Annotated in this window: 20 protein-coding genes; 11 read left to right on the top strand and 9 right to left on the bottom strand. The window is 67.9% G+C overall.

The window, feature by feature from the left end:
• Positions 1-236: 236 nt before the first annotated feature.
• From P3H15_RS38970 to pknB, 6 genes are read left to right on the top strand one after another with little or no spacing between them, the layout of a single operon-like run.
• Positions 237-701 (top strand): FHA domain-containing protein, encoded by a 465-nt coding sequence (locus tag P3H15_RS38970; RefSeq protein WP_005249074.1) that lies wholly within the window; start codon positions 237-239, stop codon positions 699-701.
• Positions 698-2,185 carry a PP2C family serine/threonine-protein phosphatase gene (locus tag P3H15_RS38965; protein WP_276142138.1) on the top strand — a complete coding sequence of 496 codons (1,488 nt, stop codon included), beginning with the start codon at positions 698-700 and terminating at the stop codon, positions 2,183-2,185. The genes P3H15_RS38970 and P3H15_RS38965 overlap by 4 nt, the downstream gene beginning before the upstream one ends.
• Positions 2,185-3,639: an FtsW/RodA/SpoVE family cell cycle protein gene (locus tag P3H15_RS38960; protein ID WP_276142137.1), complete on the top strand. Its 1,455-nt coding sequence runs from the start codon at positions 2,185-2,187 to the stop codon at positions 3,637-3,639. The genes P3H15_RS38965 and P3H15_RS38960 overlap by 1 nt, the downstream gene beginning before the upstream one ends.
• Positions 3,636-5,123 carry a penicillin-binding transpeptidase domain-containing protein gene (locus P3H15_RS38955; RefSeq protein WP_276142136.1) on the top strand — a complete coding sequence of 496 codons (1,488 nt, stop codon included), beginning with the start codon at positions 3,636-3,638 and terminating at the stop codon, positions 5,121-5,123. Before P3H15_RS38960 ends, P3H15_RS38955 begins: the two co-directional genes overlap by 4 nt.
• 2 nt (positions 5,124-5,125) lie before the next feature.
• Positions 5,126-6,514, top strand: a complete 1,389-nt coding sequence (locus P3H15_RS38950) for a serine/threonine-protein kinase (RefSeq protein WP_276142135.1) — start codon at positions 5,126-5,128, stop codon at positions 6,512-6,514.
• Complete coding sequence (gene pknB, locus P3H15_RS38945; protein WP_276142134.1) at positions 6,511-8,430, top strand: Stk1 family PASTA domain-containing Ser/Thr kinase; 1,920 nt, start codon at positions 6,511-6,513, stop codon at positions 8,428-8,430. The genes P3H15_RS38950 and pknB overlap by 4 nt, the downstream gene beginning before the upstream one ends.
• A 60-nt stretch (positions 8,431-8,490) precedes the next feature.
• Here the strand turns inward: pknB and P3H15_RS38940 are convergent, their stop codons facing one another.
• On the bottom strand, positions 8,491-9,144 hold the full coding sequence (locus P3H15_RS38940; protein ID WP_072942778.1) for an aminodeoxychorismate/anthranilate synthase component II: 654 nt from the start codon (positions 9,142-9,144) through the stop codon (positions 8,491-8,493).
• 54 nt (positions 9,145-9,198) lie between these two features.
• Positions 9,199-9,900, bottom strand: a complete 702-nt coding sequence (locus tag P3H15_RS38935) for a DUF881 domain-containing protein (RefSeq protein ID WP_072942777.1) — start codon at positions 9,898-9,900, stop codon at positions 9,199-9,201.
• Positions 9,901-10,019: 119 nt separating this feature from the next.
• Here P3H15_RS38935 and crgA point away from each other — a divergent pair, with 119 nt between their 5' ends.
• Together crgA and P3H15_RS38925 are read left to right on the top strand one after the other, a co-directional pair.
• Positions 10,020-10,283, top strand: a complete 264-nt coding sequence (crgA, locus tag P3H15_RS38930; protein WP_005249082.1) for a cell division protein CrgA — start codon at positions 10,020-10,022, stop codon at positions 10,281-10,283.
• 67 nt (positions 10,284-10,350) lie between these two features.
• Positions 10,351-10,809 (top strand): PH domain-containing protein, encoded by a 459-nt coding sequence (locus P3H15_RS38925; protein WP_276142133.1) that lies wholly within the window; start codon positions 10,351-10,353, stop codon positions 10,807-10,809.
• Here the strand turns inward: P3H15_RS38925 and P3H15_RS38920 are convergent.
• Both P3H15_RS38920 and P3H15_RS38915 read right to left on the bottom strand, forming a co-directional pair.
• The gene (locus tag P3H15_RS38920; RefSeq protein WP_276142132.1) at positions 10,803-11,720 is read right to left on the bottom strand and encodes a rhomboid family intramembrane serine protease; all 918 of its coding nucleotides are present in this window, start codon (positions 11,718-11,720) and stop codon (positions 10,803-10,805) included. The two genes, P3H15_RS38925 and P3H15_RS38920, sit on opposite strands and share 7 nt — an antisense overlap.
• 13 nt (positions 11,721-11,733) lie before the next feature.
• On the bottom strand, positions 11,734-12,261 hold the full coding sequence (locus tag P3H15_RS38915) for a peptidylprolyl isomerase (protein WP_276142131.1): 528 nt from the start codon (positions 12,259-12,261) through the stop codon (positions 11,734-11,736).
• Between the two features lie 100 nt (positions 12,262-12,361).
• Between P3H15_RS38915 and P3H15_RS38910 the strand changes: the two genes are divergently transcribed.
• Together P3H15_RS38910 and P3H15_RS38905 are read left to right on the top strand one after the other, a co-directional pair.
• Positions 12,362-12,901, top strand: coding sequence for a hypothetical protein (locus P3H15_RS38910; protein ID WP_276142130.1), 540 nt, complete (start codon positions 12,362-12,364; stop codon positions 12,899-12,901).
• A 139-nt stretch (positions 12,902-13,040) separates the two neighbouring features.
• A complete protein-coding gene (locus P3H15_RS38905) occupies positions 13,041-13,502 on the top strand; it encodes a hypothetical protein (RefSeq protein ID WP_276142129.1) in 462 nt (153 codons plus the stop codon).
• On the opposite strand, the gene P3H15_RS38900 is transcribed toward P3H15_RS38905, so the two are convergent.
• The 5 genes from P3H15_RS38900 to P3H15_RS38880 all read right to left on the bottom strand — a co-directional run bounded on the left by P3H15_RS38900 (position 13,492) and on the right by P3H15_RS38880 (position 17,137).
• Complete coding sequence (locus P3H15_RS38900; protein ID WP_276142128.1) at positions 13,492-14,463, bottom strand: helix-turn-helix domain-containing protein; 972 nt, start codon at positions 14,461-14,463, stop codon at positions 13,492-13,494. The two genes, P3H15_RS38905 and P3H15_RS38900, sit on opposite strands and share 11 nt — an antisense overlap.
• 50 nt (positions 14,464-14,513) lie before the next feature.
• Complete coding sequence (locus tag P3H15_RS38895; RefSeq protein WP_276142127.1) at positions 14,514-15,104, bottom strand: chorismate mutase; 591 nt, start codon at positions 15,102-15,104, stop codon at positions 14,514-14,516.
• A gap of 19 nt (positions 15,105-15,123) precedes the next feature.
• A complete protein-coding gene (locus tag P3H15_RS38890; protein WP_276142126.1) occupies positions 15,124-15,957 on the bottom strand; it encodes a siderophore-interacting protein in 834 nt (277 codons plus the stop codon).
• 254 nt (positions 15,958-16,211) lie between these two features.
• Positions 16,212-16,694, bottom strand: a complete 483-nt coding sequence (locus P3H15_RS38885; protein ID WP_276142125.1) for a hypothetical protein — start codon at positions 16,692-16,694, stop codon at positions 16,212-16,214.
• Positions 16,695-16,699: 5 nt separating this feature from the next.
• Entirely contained in the window at positions 16,700-17,137 is a 438-nt protein-coding gene (locus tag P3H15_RS38880) for a Panacea domain-containing protein (RefSeq protein ID WP_276142124.1), read from the bottom strand.
• Between P3H15_RS38880 and P3H15_RS55565 the strand changes: the two genes are divergently transcribed.
• Positions 17,106-17,663 carry an excisionase family DNA-binding protein gene (locus P3H15_RS55565; RefSeq protein ID WP_346348826.1) on the top strand — a complete coding sequence of 186 codons (558 nt, stop codon included), beginning with the start codon at positions 17,106-17,108 and terminating at the stop codon, positions 17,661-17,663. The two genes, P3H15_RS38880 and P3H15_RS55565, sit on opposite strands and share 32 nt — an antisense overlap.
• The last annotated feature ends 40 nt before the right edge of the window (positions 17,664-17,703 follow it).

Here is a 17,703-nt window from a genome sequence, read left to right as displayed (position 1 = left end):
CCGAAGATACTTCGCCGATACCCGAACCCGAACTCCCTCGCCGAGACACAACCGAGACGGCTTCGATACTGGACCGACATCGCGTCGGAGCCCGTGTCGGACGTAACACGGTGGGGACTCCGTATCGTTGTGGGCTGTCCGTATCCTGATCGCAGGGTGCGGGTTGCCCCTATGATGCTGCGAGAAAAAGACGCCGGAATCTCGACTGTTCCGGCCACAGAAGGAGGTGGACTGCCGTGCAAGGTTTGATTCTGCAACTCACACGAGCAGGTTTCCTGCTCCTGCTGTGGCTGTTCGTCTGGACCGTCCTGCGGGCGTTGCGTGGCGACATCTACGCCGGCTCCGGCGTCCGTGTGCCGCCCCGATATTCGCGCAGCGGCAATGTTCTGCCGTCGCTGGGGAAGACGAAGACGGCCAAGTATCTGGTGGTGACGCAGGGCGGCCTCGCCGGCACGCGCATCACTCTCGGCACTCAGCCCGTCCTCATCGGCCGGGCCGACGACTCCACGCTCGTCCTCACCGACGACTACGCGTCCACCCGCCACGCTCGGCTCTCCCCGCGAGGCGCCGACTGGTACGTCGAAGACCTCGGCTCGACCAACGGCACGTACCTGGATCGCGCCAAGGTCACCACATCTGTCCGCGTGCCGCTCGGTACCCCCGTACGGGTCGGCAAAACGGTAATCGAGTTGCGCCCGTGACCCTCGTACTCCGCTATGCCGCCCGCAGCGATCGTGGCCTCGTCCGTTCCAACAACGAAGATTCGGTGTACGCCGGGGCCCGCCTGCTGGCGCTCGCGGACGGCATGGGCGGTCACGCGGCCGGTGAGGTCGCGTCGCAGTTGATGATCGCGGCCCTCGCGCATCTCGACGACGACGAGCCGGGCGAGGACCTGCTCGGCAAGCTGGAGGCCGCTACCCGCGAGGGCAACGACACCATCGCCGATCACGTCGAGGAAGACCCCGAACTCGACGGCATGGGCACCACGCTCACCGCAATCCTGTTCTCCGGCAACAAGCTCGGGCTGGTCCACATCGGCGACTCCCGCGCGTATCTGCTTCGCGACGACTCCCTCGCACAGATCACCCGGGACGACACGTTCGTGCAGTCGCTGGTCGACGAGGGCCGGATCACCGCCGAGCAGGCACACACCCACCCGCAGCGCTCGCTCATCATGCGCGCCCTCACCGGCAACGAGATCGAACCGACGCTGACGGTCCGCGAGGCCCGCGCCGGCGACCGTTATCTGCTGTGCTCCGACGGACTGTCGGACGTGGTCAGCGACGAGACCATCGAGAACACGATGCGGGAGGGCTCGCAGGACGAGTGCGCCGACCGGCTCATCGAACTCGCCCTGCGCAGCGGCGGCCCGGACAACGTGACGGTCGTCGTCGCCGACGTCATCGACCTCGACTACGGACAGAGTCATCCCATCGTGGCCGGTGCCGCCTCCGCCGACGACGAGGAGGACACGCCGCCGCCCAACACCGCCGCGGGACGTGCGGCGGCGATGCGTCCGCCGCGTGCCACGCCGAAGCGGGTGGTCCCGCAGGTCGAGGAACCGCCGACGAAGAAGAAGCGTCACCGCATGTGGTGGGCTGCGCTCGCGCTCGGTCTGATCGTCGTGGTCGCCGTCGCTGCCTTCGTGGGGCGGGCTCTGGTCCGCAACAACTACTACGTCGGCGCCGACGGCGAACGCGTCACCGTGCTGCGTGGAGTTCCCGGTTCGGTGCTCGGGTACTCGCTGCACGAGGCGAACCTGGTCGGCTGTGTCAGCGACTCCGGCGACCTGACGTTGATGTCGCCGACCGAATCGCCGAACGGGTGCACCATCCTCGAGGTCGACGACCTTCAGCCGTCCGCCCGTGAGCAGGTGCGTGCGGGGTTGCCCTCGGGCAAGCTCGACGACGCCCGCAACCAGATGACGCGGCTCGCGCAGAACGATCTGCTTCCGGTGTGCGAGTCGGAGTCCGCCGCCACCACGACGACCACCCCGGCACCGAGTCCCGTTCCGACGCCGGCACCCGCGCCCGTCCCGGAGACCACGGCGCCCGCGCCCGCCCCCGCACCCGCTCCCCCGGCAGCGTTGCCTGCCCCGGAGACGCCTGCGCCCCAGACCCCGACCGCCACCCCGGCGCCGACCGTGACCCAGGTTCCCGGTCAGAACTGCAGGACGGCTAGCTGATGTCGGTCGCAAGTGCATCACCGGGGGCGCAGTTTCCCAGTCCACCCGGCGGGTTCGCGCCAGCCCCCGTGCAGTCGACGCGCCGGGGCACCGAGCTGATCCTGATCGGTTTCGCGATCCTGATCACCACGATCTCGCTGGTGCTGGTGGAGGCCAGCCAGGAACAGAGCATCACCTGGGACCTCGCCAAGTACGCCGCCGCCTACACGGCGCTGTTCCTGATCGCGCATCTCGCGGTGCGCCGGTTCGCGCCGTACGCCGATCCCCTGATCCTGCCGATCGTCGCGCTGCTCAACGGACTCGGCCTGGTGCTGATCCACCGACTCGACCTCGCCGACGCACAGTCCGCCGCCTACTTCGGGCTGCCCGTCCCGTCGCCGGACGCCAACCAGCAGGTGCTGTGGACGACGCTGGCCATCGCCGGTTTCGTGGCCGTGCTGGTGCTGCTCAAGGACTACCGCCTCCTCGCCCGCTACAGCTACACCCTGGGCCTCGCCGGACTGGTGTTCCTCGCCATCCCGGCGATCCTGCCGTCGAGCTTCTCCGAGGTGAACGGCGCGAAGATCTGGATCCGCCTCCCCGGCTTCAGCATTCAGCCCGGCGAGTTCGCGAAGATCCTGCTGATCATCTTCTTCGCGTCCGTCCTCGTCGCGAAGCGCGACCTGTTCACCACCGCGGGCAAGCACGTGTTCGGCATCGACCTTCCCCGCGCCCGCGACCTCGGGCCCATCCTCGTCGCGTGGATGGTGTCGGTGGGGGTGCTGGTGCTGGAGAAGGACCTCGGCACGTCGCTGCTGCTGTTCAGCACCGTGCTCGTGATGCTCTACATCGCCACCGAACGCGTCGGATGGCTGCTGATCGGCGTCGGACTGCTCGGCATCGGGTTCTTCTTCGCGTACCAGTTGTTCGGCCACGTCCGGGTGCGGGTCAGCACCTGGCTCGACCCGCTGGCCGACTACAACAACACCGGCTACCAGATCTCGCAGTCGCTGTTCGGGCTCGCGACCGGTGGCGTCGCAGGGACGGGGCTCGGCAGCGGCAGGCCCGCCCAGGTGCCGTTCGCGAAGACCGACTTCATCGTCGCGACGATCGGCGAAGAACTCGGACTCATCGGTCTCGCCGCCGTCCTGATGTTGTTCCTGATCCTCGTCATCCGCGGCCTGCGCACCGCACTCGCCGTCCGCGACAGCTTCGGCAAGCTCCTCGCCGCCGGTCTGTCGTTCACGATCGCGGTGCAGGTGTTCGTGGTGGTCGGCGGCGTCACCAAACTGATCCCCCTCACCGGTCTGACCACGCCGTTCATGTCGTACGGTGGGTCGTCCCTGCTCGCCAACTACCTCCTCCTCGCGATCCTCATCAAGATCTCCGACGCTGCCCGTGAGCCGGCCGTCCCGAAGAAGAAGGGCCCCGCACCCATCGCCGACGCCCCGACCGAGATGGTGCCGCGCTCATGAACACACCGCTGCGTCGTGTCGCGATCGCCGTCATGGTGATGGTGGTCGCCCTCCTCGCCAACGCCACCTACGTCCAGGTCATCAAGGCGGACAACCTGCGGGCCGATCCGCGGAACTCACGCGTGCTGCTCGACGAGTACTCGCGTCAGCGCGGCCAGATCTCGGCCGCCGGGCAGGTGCTCGCGGCATCCGTGCCGACCGACGACCGCTACAAGTACCTGCGCACCTACCCGCCGAACCCGGCGGCGCCGTCGAGCCCGCTGGCCAACGCACCGGTCACCGGTTTCTACTCCATGCAGTACGGCAGCACCGGACTCGAGCGGTCCGAGGACCCGGTGCTCAACGGCTCCGACAACCGGCTGTTCGGGCGTCGCTTCTTCGACCTCGTGTCCGGACGCGACCCGCGCGGCGGCAACGTGGTGAGCACCATCAACCCGGTGATGCAGCAGGTGGCGTACGACCAACTGACGGCGAAGGGCTACACCGGTTCGGTCGTGGCGATCGAGCCGAGCACCGGACGCATCCTCACGATGGTGAGCACCCCGAGCTACGACCCCAACTCGCTCGCCAGCCACGACGGCACCGAGACGACGCAGGCGTGGGAGGCCCTGAACGCCGACCCGGAGAAGCCGCTGATCAACCGTGCGGTGTCGCAGACGTACCCGCCCGGTTCCACGTTCAAGGTGGTGGTCACCGCCGCCGCGCTCGCCGCCGGAACCACCCCCGACACCCAGCTGACCGCGGCCCCGCAGATCACCCTTCCCGGCACGTCGACGACGCTCGAGAACTACAACGGCTCCACGTGTGGCGGCGCACCCACCGCGTCGCTGCGGGAGGCGTTCGCGCGGTCCTGCAACACGGCGTTCGTCGAACTCGGCATCAAGACCGGAGCCGACGCCGTCGGCGATCAGGCCAGTGCACTCGGCATCGGTGGGCAGATGGCCGGCGTCCCGTTCCCCGTCGCCGACAGCACCATCGGGTCGATCCCCGACGACGCCGCGCTCGGCCAGAGCAGCATCGGCCAGCGTGACGTCGCGCTCACCCCGCTGCAGAACGCGATGATCGCGGCTACCGTCGCCAACGGTGGGGTGCGCATGCAACCACAGCTGGTGTCGGAACTGCAGGGCCCGGACCTGTCCAACCTCGCGACCACCAACCCGGTGTCCGAAGGCCAGGCGATGTCGTCGCAGGTGGCGGCTACCCTGACCGACCTGATGATCGGTTCCGAGAACAACACCAGCGGCGAGGGCAAGATCCCGGGCGTCCAGATCGCGTCCAAGACGGGCACCGCCGAGCACGGAACCGACCCACGGAACACCCCGCCCCACGCCTGGTACATCGGATTCGCACCCGCCCAGAACCCGACCGTGGCCATCGCGGTCATCGTCGAGGACGGCGGAGATCGTGCACTGGCCGCAACCGGCGGCTCGGTGGCTGCACCTATCGGCCGTGCCGTCATCGCAGCCGGACTACAAGGGGGCTGATTGTGGCACTGAACAACGGCGCGCTGATCGCCAATCGATACCGCCTGATCCGGCTCATCGCCACGGGCGGAATGGGACAGGTCTGGGAAGCGACCGACAACCGGCTCAACCGTCGGGTCGCGGTGAAGGTGCTGAAGTCCGAGTTCTCGTCCGACCCGGAGTTCGTCGAACGGTTCCGCTTCGAGGCACGCACCACCGCGCAGCTGAACCATTCCGGCATCGCCGGGATCTACGACTACGGCGAGGTCCGCGACGCCACCGGCGACTCCACTGCCTACCTGGTGATGGAACTCGTCAACGGTGAGCCGCTGAACGCCGTCCTCGCGCGGGTGGGCCGTCTCGCGGTGCCGCACGCACTGGACATGCTCGAGCAGACCGGGCGGGCGCTGCAAGTGGCGCACGACGCCGGAGTCGTGCACCGCGACGTGAAACCGGGCAACATCCTGATCACCCCCACCGGTCAGGTGAAGATCACCGACTTCGGCATCGCCAAGGCCGTGGAGAACTCGCCGGTCACGCGCACCGGCATGGTGATGGGCACCGCCCAGTACATCGCCCCCGAGCAGGCGCTCGGCCAGGACGCGACCGCGGCCAGCGACGTGTACTCTCTCGGCATCGTCGGCTACGAAGCGCTGTCGGGACGGCGCCCGTTCATCGGCGACGGGGCCATCACGGTGGCGATGAAGCACGTGCAGGAGGCGCCGGCGCCGCTGCCGAACGACCTGCCGCCGAACATCCGCGAGCTCATCGACATCACGATCGCGAAGGATCCGAGCACCCGCTACGCGAGTGGCGGGGAGTTCGCCGACGCGGTCGCGGCGGTCCGGGCCGGCAGGCGGCCTCCGCCGCCGGGTGTGTCGGGCACGGGGGCGGCGCGGGTGCTGCCCCCGCCGATGACCGGTGCGACCCAGATGATGCCACCTTCGCAGACCGCGTACGCGGGACCGGTCACCGGGCAGGTACCGCCGGACGACGCGAACGGTGACGGCAAGAAAGGCGGGTTGACCAGCGGCCAGAAGGCCGTGGCCTGGGGTGCAGGTGGTTTGATCCTGCTGGCGGCGATCATCGCGCTCGCACTCGTCCTGTTCGACGGTGGTGACACGAAGGAACCGACGTCGCCTGCGATCACATCCTCGCTGCGGACGATCACGACGACACCGCGGCCGACGACCACGACGACGACCGAGGAAGAGACGTACACCACCGAGCCGACGTATACGACGACGACCACCCCGCCGCCGCCGACCACGACGACCACCCAGCCGACGACCACGACGACGACAGAGCCGACGACGACTACCACCACGACCACCACCACCGCACCCACGACGACGACCACGACGACGACGTCGGAGGAGTCAACTACTCCGACCCCACAAGGACAGCCATGACGACACCGCGCAACCTCTCCTCACGCTACGAGCTGGGTGAGATTCTCGGCTTCGGTGGCATGTCCGAGGTCCACCTCGCCCGGGACGTCCGACTCAGCCGCGATGTCGCGATCAAGGTCCTGCGTGCCGACCTGGCTCGCGACCCCACGTTCTACCTGCGGTTCCGCCGCGAGGCGCAGAACGCGGCGGCGCTGAACCATCCGGCGATCGTGGCCGTCTACGACACCGGCGAGGCGGAAACCGACGCGGGACCGCTGCCGTACATCGTGATGGAGTACGTCGACGGCGACACGTTGCGGGACATCGTGCGCGGCGAGGGCCCGATGGCGCCGCGCCGGGCGATGGAAGTCATCTCGGACGTGTGCGCGGCGCTCGACTTCAGCCACCGCAACGGCATCGTGCACCGTGACGTGAAGCCCGCCAACGTGATGATCAACCGTGCGGGCGCGGTGAAGGTGATGGACTTCGGCATCGCGCGGGCGATCTCCGACGCGTCCAGCCCCATGACGCAGACGGCCGCCGTCATCGGCACCGCCCAGTACCTCTCGCCCGAGCAGGCTCGCGGCGAGCAGGTCGACGCCCGCTCGGACGTGTACTCGCTCGGTTGCGTGCTGTTCGAGATCCTCACCGGCGAACCCCCGTTCAAGGGTGACTCCCCGGTCGCGGTCGCGTACCAGCACGTGCGGGAGGACCCGCAGACGCCATCCGTGGTCAACCCGGACATTCCGCGTGAACTCGACTCGGTGATCCTCAAGGCGATGAGCAAGAACCCCGCCAACCGCTACCAGACCGCCGCGGACATGCGCAGCGACCTGGTCCGGGTTCTCGGTGGGCAGCGCCCCAGCGCGCCGATGGTCATGAGCGACGAGGACCGCACCACGATCCTCGGTGCCGTCGACTCCGGCGCCGGAAACTACCGGCGCCCGCAGACCACCACCCAGGCGACGGCGTCGAAGACGGGCGGCGGCGAGCCCGACAAGAAGAAGAACCCGATGCGGTTGGCGCTGATGGCGCTGGGCGCCCTCATCGTCGTCGGCATCGTCGGCGCGTTCCTGTGGTCCGTGGGCCCGGGTTCGAAGGCCGATCAGGTGACCATGCCGGACGTCACGAACCAGGCTGCGGACGACGCCGAGACCACGCTGCAGAACCTCGGCTTCCGCGTCTCCCGGCAGCAGAAACCCGACGCTGTCGTGGCGACGGGCAACGTCATCACCACGCGGCCCGTCGGCGGCGTGCAGGTGGACGAGGGCAGCACGATCACCCTCGAGGTGTCGTCGGGCCCCGAACAGGTGAAGGTCCCGCGGCTCGCGGGCCTGACCCAGCAGGAAGCGCAGCAGGAACTCAACGCGGTCGGTCTGCGCCTCGACACCGCCGTCGCCCGCGCACCGTCCGACGCCTCCGACGTCGACAAGGTGATCCAGCAGAACCCGTCCTCCGGGGCGAGCATCTCCCTCGACTCCGAGGTCGCCGTCACGCTGGGCACCGGGCCCGAGCAGATCCGCATCCCCGACGTCACCGGCCAGAAGGTCGAGGTCGCGCAGGCGAACATCGAGGGCGCCGGCTTCAAGGCGCAGATCCAGAACATCGATTCCGGTGTCCCCAAGGGCCAGGTCGTCTCCACCGATCCGGTCGGCGGCTCCACCGCCGCCAAGGGCGACACCATCCAGATCCGGGTGTCGAACGGCAACAACATCGAGATGCCCGACCTGACGGGCAAGACGGTGTCGCAGGCGCTCGCAGAGCTGCGGAGCGCCGGCTGGAGCGGGTCGTCGGCCTCGCTGAATCAGACGCAGACGTCCACGCTGGACCCGGAGATGGTCGGCAAGATCATCAGCCAGGAACAGCCCCCGGGATCGGAAATCACCAAGAACGCTGTCGTCTCGGTCGGCGTCGGAGCGCTGGGCATCCCGCGGTAGGCGGCTCCGCCGCCTGTGAGTGGTTGACGAGTCTCTGGACTCGTCAACCACTCACAGGGGCTACGCCCCTAATGCCTGCGCGACCTCGGCTTCGAGGGTGGCGACGAGGGATTCCTTGGGGGCATCGCCGCAGACGGTGAGCCAGTTGGCGAGCATCCGGTGCCCGCCCTCGGTGAGCACGGACTCCGGGTGGAACTGGACGCCGTGGATCGGTAGTTCCCGGTGCCGCATCGCCATGACGATGCCGCTGTCGGTGTGCGCGGTGACCTCGAGTTCGTCCGGGATGGTGTCTTCCAGGACGGTCAGCGAGTGGTACCGCGTGGCGGTGAACGGGTCGGGCAGACCCGCGAGAACACCCTCGCCGGTGTGGTGGACGATGCTGGTCTTGCCGTGCAGGAGTTCGGGCGCCCTGTCGACGGTCGCGCCGAACGCGGCGCCGATCGCCTGGTGTCCGAGGCACACCCCGAGTAGCGGCGTGCCGGCCGCGGCGCATGCCGTGACCAGGTCCATCGTCGCTCCGGCGCGCTGCGGTGTGCCGGGGCCGGGGCTCAGGAGGATGCCGTCGAACTCGGCCGCCGCGGCCGCGATCGCGTCGGGCCCGGTGAGGTTCGGATCGTCGTTGCGCCAGACCACGGCCCGGGTTCCCAGCTGTCCGAGGTACTGGACCAGGTTGAACACGAAGCTGTCGTAGTTGTCGACGACGAGAATCCTCATGGGAGCAGGGTATTCTGCCCGCCCCGAGCCGCGCACGGCCGGGGACCGTTCCCGTCAGTGGCCCGCGTACCCGGGCACGGACAATTGGCCGGACGCGGCCTCCGAGTAGCCGAGACCGAATCGCGTCGCGTACTGCTTGAACACCCGGATTCCGGGTTCGTTGGCGAGTGCCGCCTCCAGTCGCGCCGGATCCCCGATCGCCGACATCACGTACGGCGGGCTGTAGGTGCGGCCGTGCAACAGCAGTGTGTTGCCGATGCAGCGCGGCGCGGACGTGTTGACGATCCGCTGGTCCTGCATGCCGACGGCCTCGGCGCCGCCCACCCACAGCGCGTTCAGCACACTCTGGACGTCCTGCTGGTGGACGACGAGATCGTCCGGCGACGCGTCGACGGGGTACTTGCCGTCCGCGTCGCGGGGGGCGTCGGTGAGTGTGACGGTGACACCGGGGCCGGTCATCGGAGTGAGTCCGGCATCGGTGGCGAGCGCTTTGCTGTCGGCGAGCGCCTGCGCGACGCCACTGTCGGACGCCGCCGCGTCCTGCTGCAGCGACTCCACCTGCGCCGCCAGGTTGTCGCGGGTCTCGGCCACCTGATCGGTCTCGGACTGCGCGTTCCGCACGAGGTCGGACAACCGGGTGGAATCACCGGCACGAATCTCGTTGCCGTGCGACACCTGGCGGGTGGTGGCCACCAGCAGGCCGGCCACGAGACACACCACCAGCACCGCGATCCGCCAGAAGATCGACCTGGTCACCGGTGTTTCCGTCCCCTCGTCCTCGCCGCGCGAATCGCGGCTACGTTAGCGTGTACACACGCAGGTATTTCCGAATCTACCTGCCCACATTCCCGCAGAGCCGCACGAACGAGGACGTCATGCCGAAGTCGAAGGTCCGAAAGAAGACCGATTACACCATCAACCCTGCGAGCCGCACCCCGGTGAAGGTGAAGGCAGGCCCCTCGAGCACCCTGTACGTCTCGGTGATGCTCGGGTTCATGCTGGTCGGCCTGGTGTGGCTGCTCGTCTACTACCTGGCCGCCGACCAGCTCGAGTGGATGAACAACCTCGGTGCCTACAACTTCCTCATCGGATTCGGCTTCATGGTGGTCGGGCTGATCATGACGATGCGCTGGCGTTGACGATCACAATTACACGCATGTCATTCATCCCCATTGTGGACAACCCCTGTGGATAGCCGCAGGTCGAGTGCCGATGTCTGCTGACGAGGCACCGCTGGAGTGGTCGACGCCGCTCGGTGCGGTGATCGCTCTGGCCGCGGGCGGGCTCGCGTTGGGGGTCGCGGGACTTTCGGTGTCGATCGAGCCGGCGGGCCGTGCCCTCGTGTGCGTCGCCGCCCTCGGGCTGCTGCTGACCGCCGCGTCGGCGCTCCGGCAGCGCCCGCGCCTCGCCGTCGACAGGGAGGGCGGCGGGATCGTGGTGCACCGGCTGACGGGTCGCCACGGGTACAACCGTTCGCAGATCGACCGGGCGCGTCTGGTGCGGTACCCACGGCTGGGCCGCCGGGTGCCGATGCTCGAGATCGACGTCCGCACCGAGGACGGCACCGAACACCTCCTGATCTTCGGCCGCTGGGATCTCGGCACCAATCCGGAGGATGTGTTCGATGCCCTCGCGGTGCACCGTCTGGTGGGCCGGGGTCAGTAGCCGAAGCTCGCGCGGAGCTGCAGGGTGCGCACCGCGATGACGGCCAGCGGCACCAGCACCACGACGCCGAGGCAGACCCAGCCGACGGTGACGGCCTTCTCCCGGTTGTTCCCGGCGCCCAGCAGCTGAGGCCCGTAGAGGATCGCCGCGGTGGACGCGGCTCCCGCGACCAGGCCTCCGAGATGCCCCCACAGTGAGATGCCGGGGATGGTGATGCTGATGATCACGTTGATGGCGATCACCGAGATCACCGGTGCCGGACTGCGCCGCAGCCTCAGGAGGATGACCGCCTGCGCGCCCATCAGCCCGAAGACGGCGCCCGACGCACCCGCGGTGACCGCGTGCAGCTGGAACAGCATCACCGCGGCGGAACCGCCGAGAATCGACGCGAAGTACACGAAGGCGTAGCGGGCGCGGCCGAGGACCAGTTCGGTGTCGCGGCCGATGATCCACAGCGCGAACATGTTGACGGCCAGGTGGATGAGACCGAAGTGCAGGAATCCGCTACCGATCACGCGGACGAACTGACCGTCCACGACAGCGGGTGGGAACAGCGCCCAGTCGGCGAAGAGCGCCGATCCCGCCTGGTTCTGCATGATGCTGCGGGACTGCGCCGCGGTGATCAGGAAGATGCCGACGTTCGCGGCCATCAGGATGTACGTCACCAGCGGCACCGCACGCTGCGTGGTCACGGCGCCTGCGACGTTGCGGACCGCGCGGACGTCACGCTGCCCGGCGGCGACACAGTCGACGCACTGGTAGCCGACTGCGGCTTCACGCAGGCATTCGGGACACGCGGGGCGACCGCACCGATTGCACGACAGTGCAGTGGGGCGATCGGGGTGGCGGACGCACCGCGGCTGGGGCGGAGTGCCCTCGTTCGCGGCACCGCCCCAGCCGGGGTTGGTCATGTGCTGCGGTTCCCTACGCGATGGTGACGCTGTTGATCACGACCGGCTCGAGCGGACGGTCCGCGCGATCGGTGGCCGTGGTCGAGATGGCGTCGACGACCTTCTTCGACTCCTCGTCGACGACCTCACCGAAGATGGTGTGGCGACGGTTGAGGTGCGGCGTCGGGCCGGTGGTGATGAAGAACTGCGAGCCGTTGGTTCCCGGGCCCGCGTTGGCCATGGCCAGGATGTAGGCGCGGTCGAACTGCAGTTCCGGGTGGAACTCGTCGCCGAACTTGTAGCCCGGGCCACCGGCGCCGGTACCGGTGGGGTCGCCACCCTGGATCATGAATCCGTCGATGACGCGGTGGAAGATGGCGCCGTCGTAGAACGGTCCGGAGTTGGTGCCGCCCGCGTTGGCGGTGCTGTAGTCCTTCGAACCGTCGGCCAGGCCGACGAAGTTCTCGACGGTCTTGGGCGCGTGGTTGCCGAACAGCGCGATCTTGATGTCGCCGCGGTTGGTGTGCAGCGTTGCGGTTGCGGTCTGATGAGGTGAAGTCACACCACCATGTTGCCATTGCGTGGTTCCGCGTGGTTCCGCCGCCGTGACTCGAGTACTTCGGATCGGTTCGTGCTGCCGGTTCTTGTGACAAAGTGGGGTCATGACACGAGCGACGGAGTCCCTCACGAACCTGCTTCCGACCGAACGCGCCGAGCACCTGCAGGAGCAGGTGTCCGAACGAGTCGAGACCGCGCTGGCCCACGTCGAGGATTCGGCTGTTCGGGTCAAGGAATCCGAGGCTGTCGATCAGGCCCTGCGCTGCGCGCGCTCGGCTGCGCTCGCCGCGGCCCGCGGCGCCGGGCAGGTCAGTGTGTTCCTCGGCAGGCAGGGGGCGTCGCTGGCGAAGAAGGGCTACGAACGCGCCCGGACCGCACCGGTGAAAGAGGTCGCCCAGGACGTCATTCGTCCCCTCACGTCGGCTGTCGCGCCGGTCGAGGAGAAGAAGTCGCGGAAGGGCCGTCGCATCGCGATCGTCGTGCTGGTCGGTGCCGCTGTCGCCGGGGGCGCGGTGTTCTTCAAGCGCCGCCGCCGGGAGCAGCCGCGGGTGGCGTCCGCTCCCCCGAACCTGCGCGATATCGACAGCGCGGACACGCAGGAGGCCACGCCGCCGACGGCGACGAAGCCCCTCGCCGCCAACTGATCCGCCACTCCCGGCCGGCAGGGCGCGCGCTCGTGCGGTGTCGTCCGGCATGCGGTCATGTCTTCGTTTCACGGCTTGTACCAGGGGTATCCCGCTGGTAGATGCGCACCAGCGCGAGGATCCGTTCCGAGGAGCAGACATGACCGCCGCACGTATCGCCCACCGCACCGCCGTTGTCGCGTTTCCGCTCGCCGCCGCGGCCCTGCTGACGGCCGGGCCCGCCGGCGCCGACCCACCCCACCCCTTCGGCGGACCGGCCCTCACCATCGGATGTCCGAACCAGGGCAGTCTGATGTCGTTGACGGCGCTCACCGGGCAGTCCGGGCCGGAGGCGGTCCCGCCGATCGCCGACGGCGACATCCGGTTCGAGTCGCACCCCGCCGCGCCACCGATCCCGGCGGCCGCGCAGGTCACCGTCGCCTGGGTCAACACCGACAGCGGGCGTTCGGGGATCGTGAACCTCGGCGGCGTCTACCCGTTCCTGTCCGCGACGGTGAACACCGGCGTCGGGAACGTGGTGGCCACGGCGTTCGGGTCGATCAACTTCGGCAGCAGCCCGATCTGCCAGGCGAACCCGGCCATCGGAACGTTCATTGCGTGAGTTCGGCTGTGTGGCAGCCGAACCGGCGACGATAGTCGCCGGGCGCGACGCCGACCACCCGGTTGAAGTGGTGGCGCAGCAGCGCACCGGAACCGAATCCGGTGCGTCTCGAGATCGCCTCGAGACCGAGGTCGGTGCCCTCGAGTAGCTGCCGCGCATAGAGCACGCGCTGCGTCGTCAGCCACTTCACCGGGGTGGTGCCCGTCTCGGCCGCGAACTTGCGCGCGAACGTCCGCGTCGACATGGACGAGCGGGCCGCGAGCTCGTCGATCGTGTGCGGCACCTCGAGGTTCTCGCTCATCCACGCCATCGTCTCGCTCAGGCTGTCCGACGTGCACGCGACCACCGGCTGCTCGATGAACTGCCGCTGCCCGCCGTCGCGTTGCGGCGGCACGACCATCCGGCGGGCGATCGTGTTGGCCACCGTGGAACCGAGCTCCCGGCGGACCACGTGCAGGCAGGCGTCGATGCCCGCCGCGGTGCCCGCGCTGGTGACGAGGTTGCCCTCGTCGACGAACAGGACGTCGGGGTCGACCACCGCGGTCGGGAACCGGGTGGCCAGTTCCTCGACGTACCCCCAGTGGGTGGTGCACTTGCGCCCGTCCAGCAGTCCCGCCTCGCCGAGCAGGAACGCACCGGAGCACAGGCTGAGGACCGTGGCACCGGCCTCCGCGGCCGCGCGCACGGCGTCGAGCGCCTCCTCCGGGAAGCCGGACTGCGCGCCCGGCGGCGGGACCACGACAAGATCCGCGTCGCGCAGCGAGTCCAGCCCGTATTCGGCGGAGAGCGTCAGTCCCGGGGTGATCGATGCGAGTGGTTCGCCGGGGCGGATCCCGCAGATCCGGAAATCGAATGCCGGCACCCCATGTTCGGTGCGGTCGATTCCGAAGACCTCGCAGACCACACCGAACTCGAACATCGACACCCGGTCGAGGAGGAGTGTCGCGACCTTGGAGATCATGCCCCGAGTCTAGTTGGCGATATCTTGCCGGACCACGTCGAAACGGTCAGTCATTCGCGGATTGCGCCGCAGATCGACACGAGCGCGCGGGCCAGCGTCGCCTGATGCAGTGCGTCGAGGCGCTGTTCGGCCGCCACCGCGACCGCGGCGTCGACGAGAGCGGGCACACAGCCCGGACCGGCGAGCAGATCCTCCTGCTCACGCAACTGCAGCAGGATGTCCGTATTCTGACGGTCGATGACCGGGCGGACCTGCGACAGGTCGGGCCGGACCGTCGGCGCCGCGCCCGGCGCGACACTCCACCAGGAGAACAGCGCGCGCTGCACCACCTTGTTGGCCTCGATCTGATCCCGGAAGATCTGCTGCACCCGCGGCGCGCTGAGGCCCTCGTCGGCGGCCTGGGAGGCGACCGCGCCCAACACCTGCGCCTCGCGCGCGGGATCGTCGATCGGCGACGGCGTGCCCCACTTGGCGGCCGCCACCGTGTCCGCCGTGGCGAGGCGCAGCGACACCGCCAGGGCGATCGGTTGCAGCGGGCGGGTCTGCGCATTCGCCGGCGCGGCACCGGCCGCCGTCAGCATTCCGAGTATCGCCGCGGCCACGACCGCTCGGCGGGCGAGTGCGGGCCGGGCCGTCGTCATGGTGCGAGTGTAGGGCCGGTCAGTCGTCCAGACCGGCGACTCCGCGTTTCCAGTAGCCCGTGAACAGTGACTCCATCCGGTCCTTGCTCCACGCGCGCAACGGCTTGATGTCGTTCGCCTCGCCGGCCGCGAACAGGAACGTGCGGCCGTCGGGCAGCGCGAGCGACTGCACCGTCGACGCCAGGGTGGACTCGCTGCCGTCGCGAACGAGCCACCTCACGTCCACGTCGTCGCGCGCGGCCAGCGGGTAGCCGTGCTCGACGGCGTCGTCGGTCTCGATCACGACGTGCGCCGACACGTCGGCCGGGGACTCGTCGAGCCACCGCGCGACCGCGGGAAGCGCGGTGGAATCGACGGCGAAGACGTAGTGGTCGAAGTTGTGGGCGAACGCCTTCGCGCCGGGCGGGCCGGCGATGGTCACGTCGTCGCCGACCTCGACCGTCGTCGCCCAGGACGACGCGAGCCCGCCCTCGTGCAGCACGAAGTCCAGGTCGAGTTCGCGGGCGTCGGCGTCGTAGCGCCGGACGGTGTACTTCCGGCTGGTCGGGAGCGGTCGCGGCCAGTCGAGCATCATCGCGTCGTTCGCGACCGGGATGCGGCGGGTGCCGTCCGCATCGGGGAACACGATCTTCACGTGATCGTCGGCCTGATAGGTGTGGAACCCGTCCAGCCCGGGACCACCGATCGTGAGGCGCACCATGCGGGGCGTGAGGTACTCGCGCGCTCGGACCGTGACCGTGCGGACTCCGATCGGGTAACCGATGCGCGCGGTTCCCTCCCCCGTCCGGTGGTGGGACGCCACGCGGCTGCGCGGATCGAGACGGTCACGGGCTCCGGGATCGAGTGCGGTCATGAAGTAAGGGTAACCTCACTCGTAATGGGGTCCACACAGCAGTGCGCCCCAGACTCTTCCGAATCCGGGGCACACCGTTGTTTCTCTGTACTTGTGGAGCCTAGGAGATTCGAACTCCTGACATCTGCCTTGCAAATGCGTGACGAGATACAGGTAGAAGGGCAAAACCTCCATCTACCTGCGATAATGCTTCACACCGCATCACCTAATATCACCCGAAATTGCGGGTAAGTGTGGGCAAAGTGTGGGCACGGCTACCGCTTGATCTTCCCCTCAGGCCAGACGTCGTGGTTTGGATCCCACCAAAGGATGTGGAACTCGCTTCCCTCACGGAAGCCGAACAATCGGTTGTCGCCGCTCGGAGCGACGGTGAGCCGGCAAAGATCGTCGCGGCCAGCATGGCTCAACGTCAAGATCTTCGGCACCGATTTGTTCGGGCACACAGAAACGTCGTAGTCCGCCAGCAGGTTGTTGGACTTCGCCTGCGCGACGGTTAGGTTCTCGAAATACGCCAGCCGCTTCAACAGCCGGGAGAAGTGCTCGCGGCTAATCTTCGACAAGGGCCAGTTCCGCTCGTCGACGAGTCCGAACCGAAATCGAAGCTGTTGATCCTCGTCGGCCGGCGCAGAGGTAGGTAGCTTCTCAAATGCGCGGGGTGTACCGACTGGCATCTTCGCGACGGGCGGCGTTGCCGAAGGCGGAACCTCTTTGTTGTGCCGAGCCTTGCCCTTACCCACGGCTCCTACCCGAGGAGACTCGCGTAGTACTCCGACATCGACACTTCCGTGATCTCCGTCTGGCAAAATGCGCCCGCGGGAGCGTCGCCACGAGCTGCACGCCACGGCGTCTCACGATGAGTCAGGTCACTCAACTGCGCGGCCTTCATATCGCCATAGTGTCGAAGCACGGCACGGACGGAATCTCGCTCTTCCGTTGTAAGGGCATCGGGGTCGCCCTGAATGTCCTCTGCCCGAACCATGAACTTGGTGCGGTGCTTTTGGTACAGAACCGGTACAACTGGGCCGTTTGCCCACGCTTCGACACGCTCGGAGAACAGCGAGGAGTCCTCCCAGACCAGGTGCCACGCCTTCGAGTAGTAGACAAGCTTCTGGAGTTTCATCGCCGTCATCTCGCCGTGCTCCCGAAGGATGAACGCAGCTACATCTTTCACATTCGCCATCGTTGTTCTCCTTCCGAGTAGTTCGTTGTCAACAGCGCGATCCACAGTTCCGACGACTTTGTGCACAGCCGTGTGTCCGTTTCGCTTGACTGTACGACAAATGTATGTGATCCCCTGGGACCTTACGAAATCGGACTGTTTGAGCTGGCCCAACGATAGGTGGTGCCACCGACAACTTCCGGAATCATCTTCGTCGGCAACAGCCCGAGTGTTACAGGCATTCCACAGTATCCACAGGGACCGGCCACTATGCTCCGGCGACATGAGGAGCGCGAAGACCGCCCGGCTGATGTCTGAATCGCCTCAGCCCCTGGCGTACACAACAGCGACGGCGGCACAAGCGGTAGGGATGTCCGATGAGTACCTTCGCAAAGAGATCCGAGCGGGACGGCTTGGATGCCGGTACGCCGGCCGCTCACTCCTCATCCCCGCGGAGGAACTGAAAGCATGGCTCGATGCGCTCCCATCCGAGCGGCCCCAGGATCCCCGCGAATTCAGAGTGGTAGATCTCTGTCGGCGGACATGAAAAGCTGCCCATGGGCGGTCACGAAAGTGCCCGGTAGCGG

Origin of the sequence: Rhodococcus sp. T2V (genome assembly GCF_029269925.1) — a bacterium.
In the GTDB taxonomy this organism is placed as follows: domain Bacteria; phylum Actinomycetota; class Actinomycetes; order Mycobacteriales; family Mycobacteriaceae; genus Rhodococcus_F; species Rhodococcus_F koreensis.
This window is presented reverse-complemented; position numbering and strand designations above follow the sequence as displayed.